At 63.6% G+C, this 15,325-nt stretch carries 15 protein-coding genes; 4 read left to right on the forward strand and 11 right to left on the reverse strand.

The window, feature by feature from the left end:
• Positions 1-183: 183 nt before the first annotated feature.
• Entirely contained in the window at positions 184-780 is a 597-nt protein-coding gene (wrbA, locus tag Q9295_RS06925) for an NAD(P)H:quinone oxidoreductase (protein ID WP_306679792.1), read from the forward strand.
• 168 nt (positions 781-948) lie between these two features.
• Here the strand turns inward: wrbA and Q9295_RS06930 are convergent, their stop codons facing one another.
• From Q9295_RS06930 to Q9295_RS06945, 4 genes are all read right to left on the reverse strand, one after another.
• On the reverse strand, positions 949-1,878 hold the full coding sequence (locus Q9295_RS06930) for an MBL fold metallo-hydrolase (RefSeq protein WP_306679793.1): 930 nt from the start codon (positions 1,876-1,878) through the stop codon (positions 949-951).
• Positions 1,879-1,969: 91 nt separating this feature from the next.
• A complete protein-coding gene (locus Q9295_RS06935) occupies positions 1,970-2,395 on the reverse strand; it encodes a metallopeptidase family protein (protein ID WP_373457435.1) in 426 nt (141 codons plus the stop codon).
• A 76-nt stretch (positions 2,396-2,471) separates the two neighbouring features.
• A complete protein-coding gene (pth, locus tag Q9295_RS06940) occupies positions 2,472-3,188 on the reverse strand; it encodes an aminoacyl-tRNA hydrolase (RefSeq protein ID WP_306679795.1) in 717 nt (238 codons plus the stop codon).
• Positions 3,189-3,371: 183 nt separating this feature from the next.
• Positions 3,372-3,977: a 50S ribosomal protein L25/general stress protein Ctc gene (locus Q9295_RS06945; protein ID WP_306679796.1), complete on the reverse strand. Its 606-nt coding sequence runs from the start codon at positions 3,975-3,977 to the stop codon at positions 3,372-3,374.
• A 348-nt stretch (positions 3,978-4,325) separates the two neighbouring features.
• On the opposite strand from Q9295_RS06945, the gene Q9295_RS06950 reads away from it, so the two are divergent.
• A complete protein-coding gene (locus Q9295_RS06950; RefSeq protein WP_306679797.1) occupies positions 4,326-5,483 on the forward strand; it encodes an MFS transporter in 1,158 nt (385 codons plus the stop codon).
• A 35-nt stretch (positions 5,484-5,518) separates the two neighbouring features.
• On the opposite strand, the gene Q9295_RS06955 is transcribed toward Q9295_RS06950, so the two are convergent.
• The 5 genes from Q9295_RS06955 to Q9295_RS06975 all read right to left on the reverse strand — a co-directional run bounded on the left by Q9295_RS06955 (position 5,519) and on the right by Q9295_RS06975 (position 10,981).
• Positions 5,519-7,099, reverse strand: coding sequence for a 5-guanidino-2-oxopentanoate decarboxylase (locus Q9295_RS06955; protein ID WP_306679798.1), 1,581 nt, complete (start codon positions 7,097-7,099; stop codon positions 5,519-5,521).
• The gene (locus Q9295_RS06960; RefSeq protein WP_306679799.1) at positions 7,096-8,283 is read right to left on the reverse strand and encodes a pyridoxal phosphate-dependent aminotransferase; all 1,188 of its coding nucleotides are present in this window, start codon (positions 8,281-8,283) and stop codon (positions 7,096-7,098) included. The genes Q9295_RS06955 and Q9295_RS06960 overlap by 4 nt, the downstream gene beginning before the upstream one ends.
• A 146-nt stretch (positions 8,284-8,429) precedes the next feature.
• Positions 8,430-9,095 carry a TetR/AcrR family transcriptional regulator gene (locus tag Q9295_RS06965; protein WP_306679800.1) on the reverse strand — a complete coding sequence of 222 codons (666 nt, stop codon included), beginning with the start codon at positions 9,093-9,095 and terminating at the stop codon, positions 8,430-8,432.
• A 284-nt stretch (positions 9,096-9,379) separates the two neighbouring features.
• Complete coding sequence (locus Q9295_RS06970; protein WP_306679801.1) at positions 9,380-10,276, reverse strand: cation diffusion facilitator family transporter; 897 nt, start codon at positions 10,274-10,276, stop codon at positions 9,380-9,382.
• 63 nt (positions 10,277-10,339) lie between these two features.
• Positions 10,340-10,981, reverse strand: a complete 642-nt coding sequence (locus Q9295_RS06975; RefSeq protein ID WP_306679802.1) for an SH3 domain-containing protein — start codon at positions 10,979-10,981, stop codon at positions 10,340-10,342.
• A gap of 148 nt (positions 10,982-11,129) precedes the next feature.
• On the opposite strand from Q9295_RS06975, the gene Q9295_RS06980 reads away from it, so the two are divergent.
• Positions 11,130-12,116 carry a 2-hydroxyacid dehydrogenase gene (locus Q9295_RS06980; RefSeq protein WP_306679803.1) on the forward strand — a complete coding sequence of 329 codons (987 nt, stop codon included), beginning with the start codon at positions 11,130-11,132 and terminating at the stop codon, positions 12,114-12,116.
• 20 nt (positions 12,117-12,136) lie between these two features.
• Here Q9295_RS06980 and Q9295_RS06985 read toward each other — a convergent pair whose 3' ends face one another.
• Positions 12,137-12,907, reverse strand: a complete 771-nt coding sequence (locus Q9295_RS06985) for an endonuclease/exonuclease/phosphatase family protein (RefSeq protein WP_306679804.1) — start codon at positions 12,905-12,907, stop codon at positions 12,137-12,139.
• A gap of 301 nt (positions 12,908-13,208) precedes the next feature.
• Here Q9295_RS06985 and Q9295_RS06990 point away from each other — a divergent pair, with 301 nt between their 5' ends.
• Positions 13,209-13,961 carry a TerC family protein gene (locus Q9295_RS06990; RefSeq protein WP_306679805.1) on the forward strand — a complete coding sequence of 251 codons (753 nt, stop codon included), beginning with the start codon at positions 13,209-13,211 and terminating at the stop codon, positions 13,959-13,961.
• Positions 13,962-14,059: 98 nt separating this feature from the next.
• Here Q9295_RS06990 and Q9295_RS06995 read toward each other — a convergent pair whose 3' ends face one another.
• A complete protein-coding gene (locus tag Q9295_RS06995; RefSeq protein ID WP_306679806.1) occupies positions 14,060-15,301 on the reverse strand; it encodes an NAD(P)/FAD-dependent oxidoreductase in 1,242 nt (413 codons plus the stop codon).
• Positions 15,302-15,325: the final 24 nt, after the last annotated feature.

Raw genomic sequence — 15,325 nt, forward strand, 5'->3', positions numbered from 1 at the left:
TTCATCTTGAGTTAAATACTCTCAGGGGGGCCGGGGGCAGAATGCCCCCGGCTTTTAGCGGGGACGGTTGTCCTCTGCAAAGCCGCACGATCACTGCGCGAAAGCATGGAATAGGCGGAACCGGTTGTCGGTCTTAGGTGTTTTGTTAACAACGCATTCAAAACTGCAGGTCGGAGAGAACATATGTCAGCCGTTAAACTCGCCATCGTTTATTATTCCACCTATGGCACCAACCACGCTATGGCCGAGATTGCGGCAGAAGCCGCCCGCGCTGCGGGCGCCGAAGTGCGCCTGTTGCGCGTGGCCGAGACCGCACCCGAAGCGGTCGTGAACAGCCAAGACGGCTGGAAAGCCGCTGCCGCCAAGCAAAAAGACATCCCCGTTGCGACGCCCGAGGATCTGGTCTGGGCCGATGCCTATCTCTTCTCGACCCCGACCCGCTACGGCCAAGCCTCAAGCCAAGTGCGTGCCTTCATCGACACGCTTGGCCCGGTCTGGAACCAAGGCCATCTGGCCAATAAAGCCGCCAGCGCCATGACCAGTGCCGGCAACCTGCATGGTGGGCAAGAGGCCACCATCTTGGGCCTTTACACCTCCTTCATGCATTGGGGCGCGGTGATCGCCGCTCCGGGCTATACCGATGCCTCGATCTTTGCAGCGGGCGGCAACCCCTATGGCTATAGCCACACCCAAGGCGCTGAGTTTGATGATAAGGCCAAAGCGGCCATCGGCCACCAAGCCAAACGCCTCGTCGAAGTCGCTGCCAAGCTGCGCGGCTAATGACTTTCGGTTCTGAAAAGTCTACCCCCTCTTTCAGAACCGAAAATATCCCCCGCGCGGAGCGCAATCCCCGAGCCGGTTGCGCGGTACGCGCAGAGGCGAGATCTAAACTTGCGGCGCAGCCGCTCCGATAGATCAAGGGCGGTCCAAAAGGGCCGCCTTTGTCGTTTAGCCCTCAATCAGGTGCTGGTAGCTTTGCGGCACGAAGCGGAAGCCCTCGCCCTTGGCCTCGACATAGCCCACGCCGGGGAAGGGCATGTGGTAGCCGATGAAGGGGATGCGCTCGGCGGCGAGCATGCCGAAAACCGCTTTGCGGGTCGCCGCGCCCATCGCCTTATCGGCGTCAAAGCGCACCTCCCAATCGGGGCGCTGTAGGGAAAACACGAAGTGATTGCAGCAATCGGCGGTCAGCATCAATTGCTGGCCTGCGCTCTCGATGCGGTAGGCCATATGGCCGGGGGTATGACCGGCGGTCAAAACCGCTGAAATGCCCGGGGCTGCCGTGCCGCCATCGTCAAGGAAGGTCATCTTCTCGGCCAAGGGGCGGACGTTTTTATCAAAGCCCTCATTGCCCGCCGCAGACCAATGGTTGTGCTCGATCGCGCCCGTCACATAGCGCGCATTGGCATAAGCAGGGGTCACCCCATCCGCCGCCATTAGCCCGCCGATATGGTCGCCGTGCATATGGGTCAGCACCACCAGATCGACCTGATCGAGGCTGATCCCGGTCGCTTGCAGCGCCGCCCCGGTGCTCTCGGCGCTGAGGCCGGTGTCAAAAAGCACCAGCTCTGCCCCGGTGTTTACCAAAACCGGCGTAAAGAAATTCTGTGTCTTTTCAGCGGGAAGAAAGTTCTCGGCCGCCAAAGCCGCAAACTCCTCGGCCGAGGCGTTGAGGCCAAAAGTCTCTTGTGGCTTGTCGGTGGTTCTGGTGCCTGCCAAAAGCGTGGTCACCTCGAAGTCACCCAGCGCGAAGCGGTGGAAAAGCGGCATGGATCGGCCTTGTGGATCGGCTTTGGCATGGGCCGGAGCGGCCATGATCGGGGCGAGGGGAAGGGTGGCGGTGGCCAGTAAGGCCTGACGGCGCGAGAAAGCGGTCATGCGGATCCTCCTGCGAAAGATCCAAAGTCTAGACCGGTTTGGCAGAATTTGACTTCACAGCCGCGTCAACCCGGCATTGTGCCGCCGACCTTTATTCCCACCAAGGGTCGATGGCGGCGATTTCGGCATCCGACCAGCCGAAGTGATGCGCCATCTCATGCACCAAAACATGGGTGACCAGCTCACCAATGGTCACATCGCCGCGCTCGCACCATTCGTCCAAGATCGGGCGGCGGAAAAGCCAGATCAGATCGGGCTGCATCACCTGATCGGCAGTGGATTTCTCGGTCAGTGGAATGCCTTCGTAAAGCCCTGTCAGCTCAAACGGGTCATTCAGGTCCATCGCCTCAATCACCTCATCCGAGGCGAAATCTTCAATCCGTAGAACGACTTGGCTGGCCGGACCGCGCCAAGGCTCGGGCAGATTGGCGACGGCCTCATGCGCAAGCTCTTCGATCAGCGCCAGCGATGGGGCGAGGGTTTGCGGATGAGCGTTCTGGGGCAAAGCATCTGTCATAGGTGTAAAACTAGGGGGCTTCGGCGAGATGGGCAACCAAGCGCTAAGGCAGTGGCCGGTTTTCGCAAGGATTGGCTTAGCGGAAACGGTCCATCAGCTTTTGCATTGGGCTGCGGGTATCCTCGGCCTCGGGCGCTTTCGCAGGCGCGGCGCTTTCCTTAGCGCTTGATGCGGCAGGCTTTTCCTTAGGTGCCTTTTCGGGTGCCGTACCGGTTGAGGGCCGGGGAGGGGCGGTGCGCAGCGCGACGGCATTCATGAATTTCGCACCGTCTCCGGCGGCCAAATAGGCCGCGCCGTCCGAGATGCCGCGCAGGATATCGTCGAGCCAATCCTGATCGGCCTTGTTGAAATCATGCAAAACGTAATGCGCCACGGCGTCTTTATGGCCGGGATGGCCAATGCCCATGCGTACCCGTGCATAAGCCTCGCCCATATGGCCGTGGATCGAGCGCAAGCCGTTGTGTCCGGCATGACCGCCGCCCTGTTTCAGGCGCAGCTTGCCGGGGAAAAGGTCCAGCTCATCATGGAAAACCGTAAGATCCTCGACGGTTAGCTTGTAGAAATCCGCCGCCGCACGGACCGATTGGCCCGAGAGGTTCATGAAGGTCTCGGGCTTCAAAAGCACCACCTTTTCCGAGCCAAAGCGACCCTCGCTGACCAGCCCCTGATAGGCCTTGCGCCAAGGCGAAAACCCGTGGTCCGAGGCGATGCGGTCCAAAGCCATAAAGCCGATGTTGTGGCGATTGGCGGCATATTTCGCGCCCGGATTGCCCAGACCGACCCAGAGTTTCATCTGCATTGCTCCTGATGGGTCCGCGCGGGACGAAAGCTTAGTTTCGGGTATAGCGGCCTTGGGCCGCGGCCTCAACCGATGCGGCTTATGACCAGGGAAGCACCGCCTAACAGCTTGGTTCTACAAATGAAAAACGGGGAGCCGAAGCCCCCCGTTTTCCCAAAGCGGTCGAGAACCTGAAGATCAGGCTTCGGCTTCTTCGTCGCCCGAAGCGGCCAGACCCGAGGGTGCTGCAATGTTCGCGACAGCGAAGTTGCGCGCCACGGTGGGACGTGCGCCTTTCGGCAGGGTGATGTCTTCGATGTGGATGACATCGCCGATTTGACGGCCTTCCAGATCCACGGTGATGTGGTCCGGGATGTCGCCAGCCACAACTTCCAGCTCAACCTCGTGACGGATCACGGTCAGCGTGCCGCCGCGCTTCAGGCCAGGAGCCTTGTCCGCATTGATGAAATCAACGTGGATGAAGAGGTTGATGCGCGATTCGTCATGGATGCGCATGAAGTCGACGTGCGTCGGCAGGTCTTTCACGACATCGCGCTGGACGCCGCGGCAGATCACGTGCTGGTCCGCTTGGCCTTCAACTTTGAGGTTGAACAGCGTTTGCAGGAACCGGCCCTGACGGAGCCGCTTCAAAAGATAGTTGTAGTTCAAGTTGATAGCGGTCGGTTCTTTACCGTCGCCATAGATGATGCCGGGTACGTTGCCCTCACGACGAGCTTGACGAGCGGCCCCCTTGCCTGTCCCCGTCCGCACCACAGCCTGAAGATCCGGGATCTCACGAGCCATAGGTAGTCTCCTAAATAATGAAGTCCGCCATCCTCCAAGGGTGCATGGCGCGACCGGGGGGCTATAGCGGGGATTGGCCTGCGGGGAAAGAGGGAATCCATCACGCCGCAAAAGCGGGCAGGTGCAAACGACGGGGCGTCAAAACCGGGTCTGTTTGACGTATGTATTGCGTATGGCTTTGGTATGGCTTTGCGCAGGACGCCGCAAGAGGGGCCTTTCGCCGCGACAAAGCGGCTTTTGGGGTGGTGCCGAGGCAGCGCAACGACGGTCTCATTTTACGGAATGTCGCGGCAAGGATGGACGCGCTTTGCGCCGAGCGGCTAGTCAGGGGGCAATTGGAGTGCCCTGATGTCGATGATGCTATCCTTGCGGGCCGCGCGGCCTACGATTGCGGCCTTTTCGGTCATGGGCATTTTATGGGGCAGCTTTGCCGCCATCCTGCCGGATCTGAAAACCATGCTGGGCGTGGATGAGACGCGACTGGGCATGCTGATGCTGTTCACCCCGATTGCCGGTGTGGTGGCGATGCTTTTGGCGCCGCGGATCGGCACGGCCTTGGGGCGGGTGGCATTGCCGGTGGCGACGGTGCTGATGGCCTTGGCCTTTGCTCTGCCGGGTCAGGTGCAGATCCTGTGGCTCTTTCCATTGGCGATGCTGTGCTGTGGCGCGGCGACGGGCCTTACGGATGTGTTGATGAACGCGCGCACCGCGCAGATTGAGCATGAGCGGGGCCTGCATCTGATGGGCCTTTCGCATGCGGCCTATTCCTTTGGCTATGCGGGCGGCGCGATTGCAACCGGGGTGATGCGCGGGGCCGAGTGGTCTCCGGCTATGGTGCTGGGCACGATGGCGGGTGTGGCCTTTGTCGTTGCAATCATGACGATCGAGCGCGATGGCCGGATCGCGGGTTTGCGCGCGCCGAAGGGCGGTGGCGGGCCGGGACTGGGGATGTTGCCGGTTTTGGGTGGCGGCATGGTGCTGGTGGCTTTCCTGACGGAAAATGCCGCCGAGAGCTGGTCGGCGCTGCATATCGAGCAAACCTTGGGCGGCAGCCCCGAGCAAGGCTCGATGGGGCCGGCGGCTTTGGCTTTGACGATGGGCTTTGCGCGGCTGGCGGGCAATGGTTTGGCCGAGCGTTTCGGGCCGTTCCGGCTGTTGAAAGGCGGCGCAGTGATCGCGTCAATTGGCGCGATGCTGGCCGCAACGGCGGTTTCGCCGCCGATGGCCTATGTTGGCTTTGTCGTCATGGGGATTGGGGCCTCGGTCATCGCGCCGACGGTGTTTTCGCTGGTCGGTCGGCTTGGCCCCGATGAGGCGCGGGGGCGGGCGGTGGCGCGGGCCACGCTCTTTGGCTATTTCGGCTATTTCTTCGGCCCGCCGATGCTGGGTGTGATCGCGGGCACCTTTGGGCTGCGCTATGCCTTTGTCTTTGCGGCGGTCGCGCTGATGCTGATCTTGGTGCTGGCGCCGATGATGGCGGCTGTGGCCAACCGCCAGTCTAAATAGGGTCATCGGCGGCTGTTGCCAGCCGCCAATCGGGTTCAGCGGTCGATCTTTACCGTGACTTCGATCAGCCTTGGCCCGTTCACCGGCTGGCGCAGGGCCTTCTTCAGCTCTTGTGGGTCTTGGGCAACCTGTTGGTAGGGCAGGCTGCATGCGGCGGCGAAGTGCTTCATGTCGAAGGGGCTGGGGTCGCAGCCGATGACCTTGGTTTGCGCCCCGATCATCGCCTCGGCGATCTCGCGGTAAGCGGCGTTGTTCCAGACGAGGAAGGTGATGGGCAGGGATTCGTCCACCGCCACCCGCAACTCGGCCGGGTCAAAGCCCAAGCCGCCATCGCCGATGAGGCAGGTGACATGGGCGCCGCTGGCGACGGCGGCCCCGATGGCGGCACCGGGGCCATAGCCAAGCGCGCCAAAGCCGGTGGCGGCGTTGAACCAGCCGCCGGGGCGGTCGTGGTCATAGCAAAGGTTCGCGGCATAGACCGGTTGGGTGCTGTCGCCGACGATCAGCGTGCCGGGAAGGGCGTCGCGGATCGCCTCGACCATTGTCAGCTGGCCCGGCATCTCGGGGTGGAGATCGCCAAGTTCCTTGCGGGCGGCGGCGCTGGCTGTGGCGGCGCGGGTCGCACCTTGGGCCTGCTTTTGCGTCAGAAGCGGCAGGAGGCTTGCCATGAAACCTGCTGCATCGGCTTGGATCGGCAGCTGCGCTTTGTGGCGGGCGAGTTGCTGGGCGCAAAGATCGACGCGGATCATCGCGGAGAGATCCGGCAACTGGCCGTTCACATACATATCGTAATCGGTCGGCCCAAGCTCGGTCCCGAGGGCGAGGATCGCATCGGATTGGGCGATCAGCGCGCGGGTGGCCGCAAGGCTGGGCGAGGCGGCGACGGTCAGGGCATGGCCATGCATGGCACCGCGCGCGTTGACGGTTTGGATCACCGGGGCGTCCAGCGCCTCGGCCAAGGCGCGCAGGGCGGCTTCGGCGCGGCGGGTGCCGCCACCGGCAAGGATCACCGGGTTCTGCGCGGCGTTGAGAAGGCGCGCGGCTTGCTGCAAGGCTTCAGGGGAGGCTTGCGGCGCTGCGGGCGGAGCCACGGGGGCGGGAAGGGCCGGGCAGGGCAGGCCCATCACATCGGTGGGGATCTCGATATGGGCGGGGCCGGGACGCGGGCCGAACATGGCGGCAAAGGCGCGGTCCAAGGCGGGGCCGAGATCGGCCGGGTCTTCGATCCGCTCCGAATGGCACAGGGGCCGCACCATCGCGGCCTGATCGGGGAGTTCGTGCAAAAGCCCAAGGCCTTTGCCAAGAGAGCTGCGCCGGTTGACGCCCGAGATTACCAGCATCGGGATGGAATCGGCTTTGGCTTGGCCCATCGCGGTCAGGGTGTTGAGGATCCCCGGCCCGGTGATCACGAAAGCCACGCCGGGTTTGCCGGTGACGCGGGCATAGCCATCGGCCATGAAGCCCGCGCCTTGCTCATGCCGGGGCGTGACATGGCGGATCTGGCCCGATGCCAATCCGCGGTAAAGTTCAATCGTATGGACGCCGGGGATGCCAAAGACCACCTCGACGCCACGGGCTGCGAGACCCTCGACCAGACGCTCGCCCAGAGTGCTCATGCGGCTTTTCCTTGCAAAGTGGCGGCATGGGAAAGGATGCGTTCCGCCGCGCGGGTGATGAGCCCGTCTTCGACGGTGAGGGAGAGGCGGAGCCAGCCGCGCAGGCCTTCACCAAAGCTTTCGCCGGGCATGACGGCGACATCATGCTTGTCCAAAAGCGAGAGCGCGAAGTCGCGCCCCGATAGGCTGGTGGCGCGGATATCGACAAGGGCGAACATGCCAGCCTCGGGCTTATGGACGCGCAGACCTTGTTTGCCATCAAGCGCTTGCACCAGCATCTCGGCGCGGGCGGCGAAGCGGGCGGCCATGCCGGGGGCGATGGGCGAGGGGGACGAGACGGCCAAAGCGGTCATGTCAGAGATGAAGGGCTGGCTGCCAAAGAGCATGGTTTCGGAAAGCGGCAGCAGGCGGGAGGTGAATTCCTCGGGCCCGATGACCCAGCCCGAGCGGAAGCCGGGGGCGGCATGGGATTTTGAGATTGAGCAGGCGACGATCACCCGCTCGGCCAGTTCGGGGAAATCCAAGGGCGAGGTGAAGGTCACGCCGGGGAAGACCAGTTCCTCATAGACCTCATCGGCGAGGATCCAGAGGTCGTGCTTTTGCGCGACCGCCCCCAAGGCGCGGATGTCTTCGGGTCGCAGGACGGCGCCCGTGGGGTTGTGCGGGCTGTTGAGGAAAAGGACGCGGGTGCGCGGGGTGATCTGCGCCTCAACATCCGCTGCCGCCATGCGAAAGCCGTTCTCGGGGCGCAGCGGCACCGGGACCATTTTGGCGCCGGTTTGCGCGATCAGGCCTTCATATGTGGCATACATCGGATCGCCGACGATGACCTCATCGCCCGCTTGCAGAAGGGTGCGCAGCGTGGCGTAGAGGCTGGTCTGGGTGCCGGGCAGGCAGATCACCTGATCGGCGGTGATGGTGCGGCCACGGCGCGCGCTGTAGCGGCGGGCAAGGGCGGTGACCAAGGCGGGCTCACCCCGGCCATTGGAATAGCCGGTGCGGCCAGCAGACATGGCGCGGCCCGCTTCGGTAATCAACTCGGGCGGGGTCGGGGCATCGGGCTCACCAATGGTCAGCTCGATCACCGCGCGGCCTTCGGCCTTGGCCGCGCGCGCCAAGGTGTGGACCTCCCATTTCTCCGAGCCAAGTCCGGCGAGGCGGTCGGTCACATCTGCAAATCTCATGCGTCAGATCCTTCGTGTCTTTTCGTCGCTGACGCCAATGCGGCGCGCGGTTGGCAGAGGGGCCAAGCCTTCAAGCGGCTTAGCGCTGCGATTGCGGGCCACTGGGGCGGGGTAAAGCGGGGGAAACGGGGGGCGTTACGGCGCAACTAACCAAGAGAGGCGAGGCTAAGTTCGGGAACAAAGCTCTGTTCGTTCAAGAGGTTGACGCCAAGGATGGCGCCAACGGAAGTCAGGCCGATGCGGACCAATTCACCAGAGGTGAAAAGATGCGGCAGCACACCGCCCTCAAGCCAAAGTCCGTCGATCACCGCATTGCAGGCAATCGCCTCGGCGCGGGTCTGGGCGGGGGTTATGTCGGGACGGGCGAGGTCGCGGATCAGACCTTCGAGCGTGTCGCGGTAGCGCAGATAGCCCGCCTCATGCGCAGCCTGCAGGCCGGGATCGGCGCGCACCATATGCAGATAGCCCGCCCAAAGCCCAACGGCGGCACCATCGACCACCGGAGGACGCAGCGCGGCGGCGACGAAGACGGCAAGGCGGGCGGGGGCGGCAGCGCCAAGCTCGGCCAGCGCCTCAGAGCCCTTGTCGGTCATGCCGTCCATCAACTGGCGATAGGCGGCGCGGCTCAACTCATCCTTGGAGCCGAAGTAATGCCGGATCAGGCCCGGCGTGACCCCGGCGCGGTCGGCGATGGCGCGCACAGTGGCGGCGCGCGGCCCGCCCTCGGCCACCAAGCTTTGAGTGGCAGAGATCAGCGCCTCGCGGCGGCTGTCCTCGCTTTCTCGGCGATAGGGGCGGCGGTCTACCTTCATTGTGCAGTGGCCTTGTTATACACCTGCATAATCTGCCAGTGGCTTTCACAAAGCGCAAGCTTTCTATGGAGCGCATTGCGGAAGTGCGCTTGATCAAGCACCGGTTTGGCCAGGCCCGCGCGTGTCGCACAGAGCCGCGTGCCGGTGGCTGCGGTGAAGCCGCCGGCACGCGGAGATATTCTTATTGTAAAATGAATGTTTAGCGTGGGAAGGGCCGGGGATCGGCACCTTGACAGGCCATTTGGGGCGAGAGCGCCGTTGGCGTTTTGGCTGGGGTTTGACGCTCAGGTGCCGGGGTGATCGGCGGTTGGGGCCACATCTTTGTGAATGATCACATCTGCTTGCGGGTAGGCGAGCAGGATGGCGCGGCGCAGGCCGGCCCCGATCTCATGCGCCTCACGCAAGGATTGTTCGCCATCAAGCTCGATGTGCAAGTGGACGAAAATGCGCCGGCCTGCCGTCCGGGTTTTGAGGTCGTGAAAGCCGTGGACGCCCGGCCAATTGCTGGCGATCTCGGCGATGGAGGCGATGATCTGTGGATCGGCGCGGCGGTCCATCAGCGCATCCCAAGCGCCGCGACCGATGCCAACGGCACCATAGGCCATGACCAAAGCGGCGGCGAGCGCGACCCAGCCGTCGATAGATGTCACGCCCCATTTGGACGAGGCGTAAAGCGCCAGAACGGCACCGATGCCGGGCAAAAGGTCGCCAAGGTAGTGCAGCCGGTCGGCCGCAACCACTTTGCTGCCGGTGAGTTTGGCGACGCGACCTTGCCACCAGACCAGCACCAAGGTGAGCGCCATTGAGATCAACATCACCGCGATGCCAAGGCCTTCGTCGGAGATATGGGTGGGTTCGGGGGTCATGAGCCGGTGGACGGCGGACCAGCCGATCAACCCGGCCGAGACCAAAATGAACAAAGATTGCGCCAAAGCCGCAAGATCTTCGGCGGAGGAATGGCCAAAGGCGTGGTCCTCATCGGCGGGCAGGGCAGCGTAGACAAGCGCCGTGGCCGCCGCGATGCTCATCATCAGATCAAGTGCGGAATCGGCCAGAGAAGCGGCGATCGACAAAGCGCCGGTGGCCGAGAGCGCCCAGAGCTTGAGTCCAACCAGAATGGCCGAAACCGCCACAGAAGCAAAGCCAGCCGTCCATGTCAGGCGCGTGTCGCGATCTGCCATTTTGCCCTCGTCGGTCGAAAAGTGAAGCGGCTTGCTAGCGATAGCCCGCAGGGGGCGCAAGGCTCACTCGATGATTTCGTCAGGGCTGACGCCCCAGAGCGCGGATTTCTGGATCCAGCCGCGCTCGCCCGAGGATTGGATGCGGCACCATTCAGGCTGGCATTGCAAGATGCGGCCGATCACGCCGAGTTCGGCTTGGGCGACAACATGGGCATTGGGGTTGGGCGAGTCGCGCAACTCGGCCATGTCGAGGGTGATGGTGACCGAGCGGGTGCCGGACAAAAGCGCGTAATGCACCCAGCCGCCCGCGCCGTCTTGGTCTTCGACGCGGCGCCAATTGTCGAACTCGGCCGTGATGCGCAGCGGCATGCCGGGGCGGGTGAAGACCCAATCGATGCGGTGGGTGAGGCCGGGACCGCGCCTTGCATTACCCTCATCGCCTTTGAGGCTGACAAAGCGCGGCAGCGGCAGGTTCGTCACGCAGCCAAAACCGGGCTGGCATTCCTTGCCCTTTTTGCTGGGCGTGGCAGCGGCGGCAGGGGCGGCCTCTGACGTTGCGTCAGGGTTGCCGTCGGCTGGCGCGGTGGGAAGCTCGGTTTCGGTTGCGTCTTGGGGGGCGTCTTGAGCGGTCGCAGGCTGGGCTGCGCCCAAGCTCCACAGGCTTGTGGCCAAGGCCGCAGCTGCGATTGACGTGGCGATCCGCATGATCTTGCCTCTTCCAAGCGGACGGGGGACGGCGCGATTATCGCCGCTTGTCCGCCATTGCCCCAAGTCTCGGGGGCTTGTGAACCGCCCCGCTTCCCGCCACTGTGACCGATGAGTGATCGATTTGGAAGACCCCGGGGGAGAAACGATGCCAGTCCAGCGCCTGAATGTTGTTGTCACGCGACGACTGCCCGATGTTGTTGAGACGCGCCTGAAGGAGCTGTTCGACGTAGAATTGCGTGATCCGGATCTGCCGATGAGCCGTGAAGAGCTGGGCGCGGCGATGGCACGAGCGGATGTGCTGGTGCCGACAATCACCGATCAGATCGATGCGGGGCTGATCGCGCAGGCGGGGCCAAAGCTGAAGCTGATCGCCAATTACGGCGCGGGCGTGGATCATATTGACGTCGCCACGGCGCGGCAGCGGGGGATTTTGGTCTCGAACACGCCCGGTGTGGTGACGGAAGACACCGCCGATATGGTGATGGCTTTGATCATGGCCGCGACCCGCCGCATCCCCGAGGGGCTGGCGGTGATGCAATCGGGCAAATGGGACGGTTGGTCGCCGACGGCCTTCCTTGGCAGCCGTTTGGCGGGCAAGCGTTTGGGCATTCTGGGCATGGGCCGGATTGGCATGGCGGTGGCGCGGCGCGCCCGCGCCTTTGGCTTGCAGGTGCATTACCACAACCGCCGTCGTCATCGCCCCGAGGTCGAGGCGGAGTTGGAGGCGAATTACTGGGAAAGCCTCGATCAGATGCTGGCGCGGATGGATATCGTCTCGATCAACTGCCCGCATACGCCTTCAACCTTCCATCTCTTGAACGCGCGGCGGCTGAAGCTGATGAAACCCTCGGCGGTGGTGGTGAACACTTCGCGCGGGGAGGTGGTGGATGAGAATGCTTTGACGCGCGCTTTGCGGGCGGGAGAGCTGGCCGGGGCGGGCTTGGACGTTTACGAGAACGGCACCGAGATCAACCCGCGCCTGCGCGAAGTCCCCAATGTCGTCTTGTTGCCGCATATGGGCAGTGCCACGATTGAGGGACGGCTGGAGATGGGGGAGAAGGTCATCATCAATATCAAGACCTTCGCCGATGGCCACCGGCCGCCGGATCAGGTTGTGCCGGGGATGCTGTAAGCTTTTCGCGGGCGGCGGCTTTAGGGCGCGCCGCCTGCGCTGCGGGTTTGCGCAGCGGATAGCGTAAAATCTCCGACCAAGGGCAGGTGATCGGAGGCGGTATCGGCATCGGCGCTGCGATGGGCGATGATGTTCAGCGGCTGAATGCCCTCGCTCACGGCCATGCGGTCCAGCGCAAAGACCGGCCAGCGGCTGTGATAGGTGGGGCCGCCGGAAAGGATGGTAAACTGGCGCGAGAGCCGGCCAAGCCCGACCTCTAAGGAGCGCTCGTTGAAATCGCCCGCAATCAAGGTGGGCAGCGGATCCTGGCCAAGATGCCGCAAGAGCGCGGTCAATTGCTGGCGGCGTGAGCCGCGCAAAAGCCCCAGATGCACGCCGACCACCCGCAGGTGCTGATCGCCGCGCTGCACCTCGGCCACCAGACAGCCGCGCGGCTCAAGCCCCGGCAGGTCATGCAGGGCCAATGCTTGCAGCTTGATATGCGGCGCGAGCAGCAGGGCATTGCCATGCCAACCCATCGCCACCCCTTTGGCAAAATGCACCGGCGCCATCCCGGTTGCGGCTTTGATCGCAACGGGATCCAGCACCGGGCGGCGGGGAGGCAGCCGCAGATCGGCCTCTTGCAGCAGCGCGATATCGGCCCCGACCTCAGCCAGAACCCGCAAGACCCGATCCGGGTCGCGCCGGCGATCCGTGCCAACCGCTTTGCGGATGTTATAGCTGACAACGCGCAAAGGCTGGCTGCCGGGCGGGGCGGTCTGCAAGGATGGGCGCGCGGAAGCTGGGGTCACTGTAGAAAAGAACTTTCACCAAAAGGCTTTACGAAGAAGCGCTGTTCGATCGGGCAGGGGCGGTGGGCCGGGCAGGCGTTTGATAAGCCCGCAAAGGCCGGTTGGTTCCGAAACGGGTCAGGCAAAGCGGCGGCGGCGGAGTTTTGCCGAACCTGCAGGCAAAATGAGCGGCGCTGGGCCGGTCGCTGCCATGGTTGCCTGTAAAGTGCATACACCTTGATAAAACTTTATCACATGCCGTTGAACAAGCCTTGTCTGCGGCTTACCAAATGCCATACGCGCAGTGCAAATTGGAACAAATATGGAACTTTTCACTCCGGAATATTTCGGCGCTTTGGCGCAGGTGATCGGCATTGACCTTGTCCTGGCGGGGGATAATGCGATCGTCATCGGTCTCGCCGCTGCGGGCCTGCCCAAAGAGCAGCGCAACAAAGCCATTATGCTGGGCATCCTTGCCGCCACAGTGATGCGGATTGGCTTTGCGCTGATCACGGTGCAATTGATGGCAATCATCGGCCTGCTCTTGGCCGGGGGCGTGCTGCTGCTGTGGGTCTGTTGGAAGATGTGGCGCGAGCTGCGCGAAGGCGGGCATGAGGATCACCACGAGGCCACTGAGGCTTTGGTGGATGAAGACCTTGATAAAGACGGCGATGTCGCCGGCGCACCGAAGAAGAAATCCTTTGCCCAAGCCGCTTTGCAGATCGTTGTGGCTGATATCACCATGTCGCTCGACAACGTTTTGGCGGTTGCGGGCGCGGGCCACGGCCAGCACCCCTCGGTCATCATCATCGGTCTGGGTCTGTCGATTGTGCTGATGGGCTTTGCCGCGACCTTCATCGCCAAGCTGCTGAACAAGCACCGCTGGATCGCCTATGTCGGCTTGCTCATCATCTTCTACGTCGCTTTGTCGATGATCTGGGACGGCGCGCAAGAGGTGATCTATGGCCGCGAGCCGGTGGCGGTTGAAACCGTTGCTCCTGCGGGGGCCGTTGACGGCGCTGTTGTTGAAGGGGCGAGTGAAGGCGCAGCCCCTGCGGCAAGCACGACGCCCTAATGTGCGGCAAGGTCTTGCGGTCAAAGGCTTTGATCGGATGAAAAAGCGCCCGCCCTTTGTAAAAAGGGGTGGGCGTTTTCCTTTGTGCGGGGCGGCGGCTAGAAGCGTGTCGGCGAGACCGGGGCAAGGTCGATATGCGGTGCGCGCCCGGCGACAAGGTCGCAGACGATGCGGGCGGTGAGGGGGGCAAGTGTCATGCCCAGATGACCGTGGCCGTAAGCATGGATCACCTCGGGGCCTTGGCGTGAGGCGCCGATCACCGGCAGGCTGTCGGGCAGGCTGGGGCGGAAGCCCATCCAAGCGCGGTCCGGCTCGGGCGGCAGATCGGGGAAGATCTCGAGCGCGCCCTCGATCAGCTTGGCGATGCGGTGGGGCGAGGGTGGCGCGGTGAGGCCGCCGAGCTCGACCGTGCCCGCGACACGCAAGCGCCCATGCATCGGGCAAAGGTAAAAGCCGCGCGCGGTGGGGCAGGCGGGGCGGTTCAAGAGCGGCGCGGGCATGTCCCATTCGACATGGTAGCCGCGCTCGGTCTCCAAGGGGATTTTGTCGCCCGCCATCGCGGCAAGGGCGCGGGAATGCGCCCCTGCGGCAAGGATGACTTTGCGGCTGTAAAGCTTGAAGCCCGGTCCCTCGAGGAGGATCGAATTGACCTGCCGGGTGATCCGATCGATGCGCGCCTCGCAGAAGGCCGCGCGGCGTTGCAGATGGGCGGCGAGCTGGGTCATCATCTCGCCGGGGTCATCCATGAAAACGGCATGGGGGAAGAGCGCGGCGCCGGGGAGCGGCGGCAAGGCGGGCTCAATCGCGGCCAGCTCGACGGTGTTGAGGATGTCGACCTCAACCCCTAAAGCGCGGCGGCGGGCCATGGCGCTTTCGGCGGCCTGATAGGCCTGCGGGGTTTGGTAAAGGTAAAGGCAGCCGCGCTCTTGCAAGATCGCCTCGGCCCCGATGCTTTGGGCGAGGTCGCGCCACATGGGCCCCGCGTCTTGCAGCAAGCTGGCGAGAGCATGGGCGTTTTGGGCCGCGGCTTTTGGCAAGGATTGGCGGGCGAAGCGCATCAGCCAAGGGGCGAGCGCGGTTAAAGATTGCGGGCGGATCGCCAGCGGGGAGTTCCGGTTGAAGAGCAACGAGGGCAGGGATTTCAGCACTTCGGGGGTGCCGACAGGTTCCACCGCGTAATCGGCGATGGTGCCGGCATTGCCGTAGCTGCAGCCCATGCCGGGGGCCTCGGGGTCGATCAGCACCACGTCACGCCCTTCGGCGCTGAGCCGGTCGGCGATGGTCATGCCGATCACCCCCGCGCCGATGATTGCGATTTCGCAAGAGGGGATAGGCGGCATGGGCGGCGTCCAAGCTGAAGGCGG

It is taken from the genome of Pseudogemmobacter lacusdianii (genome assembly GCF_030848395.1).
Taxonomy (GTDB): Bacteria; Pseudomonadota; Alphaproteobacteria; order Rhodobacterales; family Rhodobacteraceae; genus Pseudogemmobacter; species Pseudogemmobacter lacusdianii.

Bases quoted from the DNA above. Each gene is read 5' to 3' on its own strand.
- Q9295_RS06990 (WP_306679805.1), top strand. From the start codon at position 13,209: ATGGAACTTTTCACTCCGGAATATTTCGGCGCTTTGGCGCAGGTGATC.
- Q9295_RS06950 (WP_306679797.1), top strand. From the start codon at position 4,326: ATGTCGATGATGCTATCCTTGCGGGCCGCGCGGCCTACGATTGCGGCC.
- pth (WP_306679795.1), bottom strand. From the start codon at position 3,188: ATGAAACTCTGGGTCGGTCTGGGCAATCCGGGCGCGAAATATGCCGCC.
- Q9295_RS06930 (WP_306679793.1), bottom strand. From the start codon at position 1,878: ATGACCGCTTTCTCGCGCCGTCAGGCCTTACTGGCCACCGCCACCCTT.
- Q9295_RS06980 (WP_306679803.1), top strand. From the start codon at position 11,130: ATGCCAGTCCAGCGCCTGAATGTTGTTGTCACGCGACGACTGCCCGAT.
- Q9295_RS06935 (WP_373457435.1), bottom strand. From the start codon at position 2,395: ATGACAGATGCTTTGCCCCAGAACGCTCATCCGCAAACCCTCGCCCCA.
- wrbA (WP_306679792.1), top strand. From the start codon at position 184: ATGTCAGCCGTTAAACTCGCCATCGTTTATTATTCCACCTATGGCACC.
- Q9295_RS06960 (WP_306679799.1), bottom strand. From the start codon at position 8,283: ATGAGATTTGCAGATGTGACCGACCGCCTCGCCGGACTTGGCTCGGAG.
- Q9295_RS06970 (WP_306679801.1), bottom strand. From the start codon at position 10,276: ATGGCAGATCGCGACACGCGCCTGACATGGACGGCTGGCTTTGCTTCT.
- Q9295_RS06965 (WP_306679800.1), bottom strand. From the start codon at position 9,095: ATGAAGGTAGACCGCCGCCCCTATCGCCGAGAAAGCGAGGACAGCCGC.
- Q9295_RS06955 (WP_306679798.1), bottom strand. From the start codon at position 7,099: ATGAGCACTCTGGGCGAGCGTCTGGTCGAGGGTCTCGCAGCCCGTGGC.
- Q9295_RS06945 (WP_306679796.1), bottom strand. From the start codon at position 3,977: ATGGCTCGTGAGATCCCGGATCTTCAGGCTGTGGTGCGGACGGGGACA.
- Q9295_RS06995 (WP_306679806.1), bottom strand. From the start codon at position 15,301: ATGCCGCCTATCCCCTCTTGCGAAATCGCAATCATCGGCGCGGGGGTG.
- Q9295_RS06975 (WP_306679802.1), bottom strand. From the start codon at position 10,981: ATGCGGATCGCCACGTCAATCGCAGCTGCGGCCTTGGCCACAAGCCTG.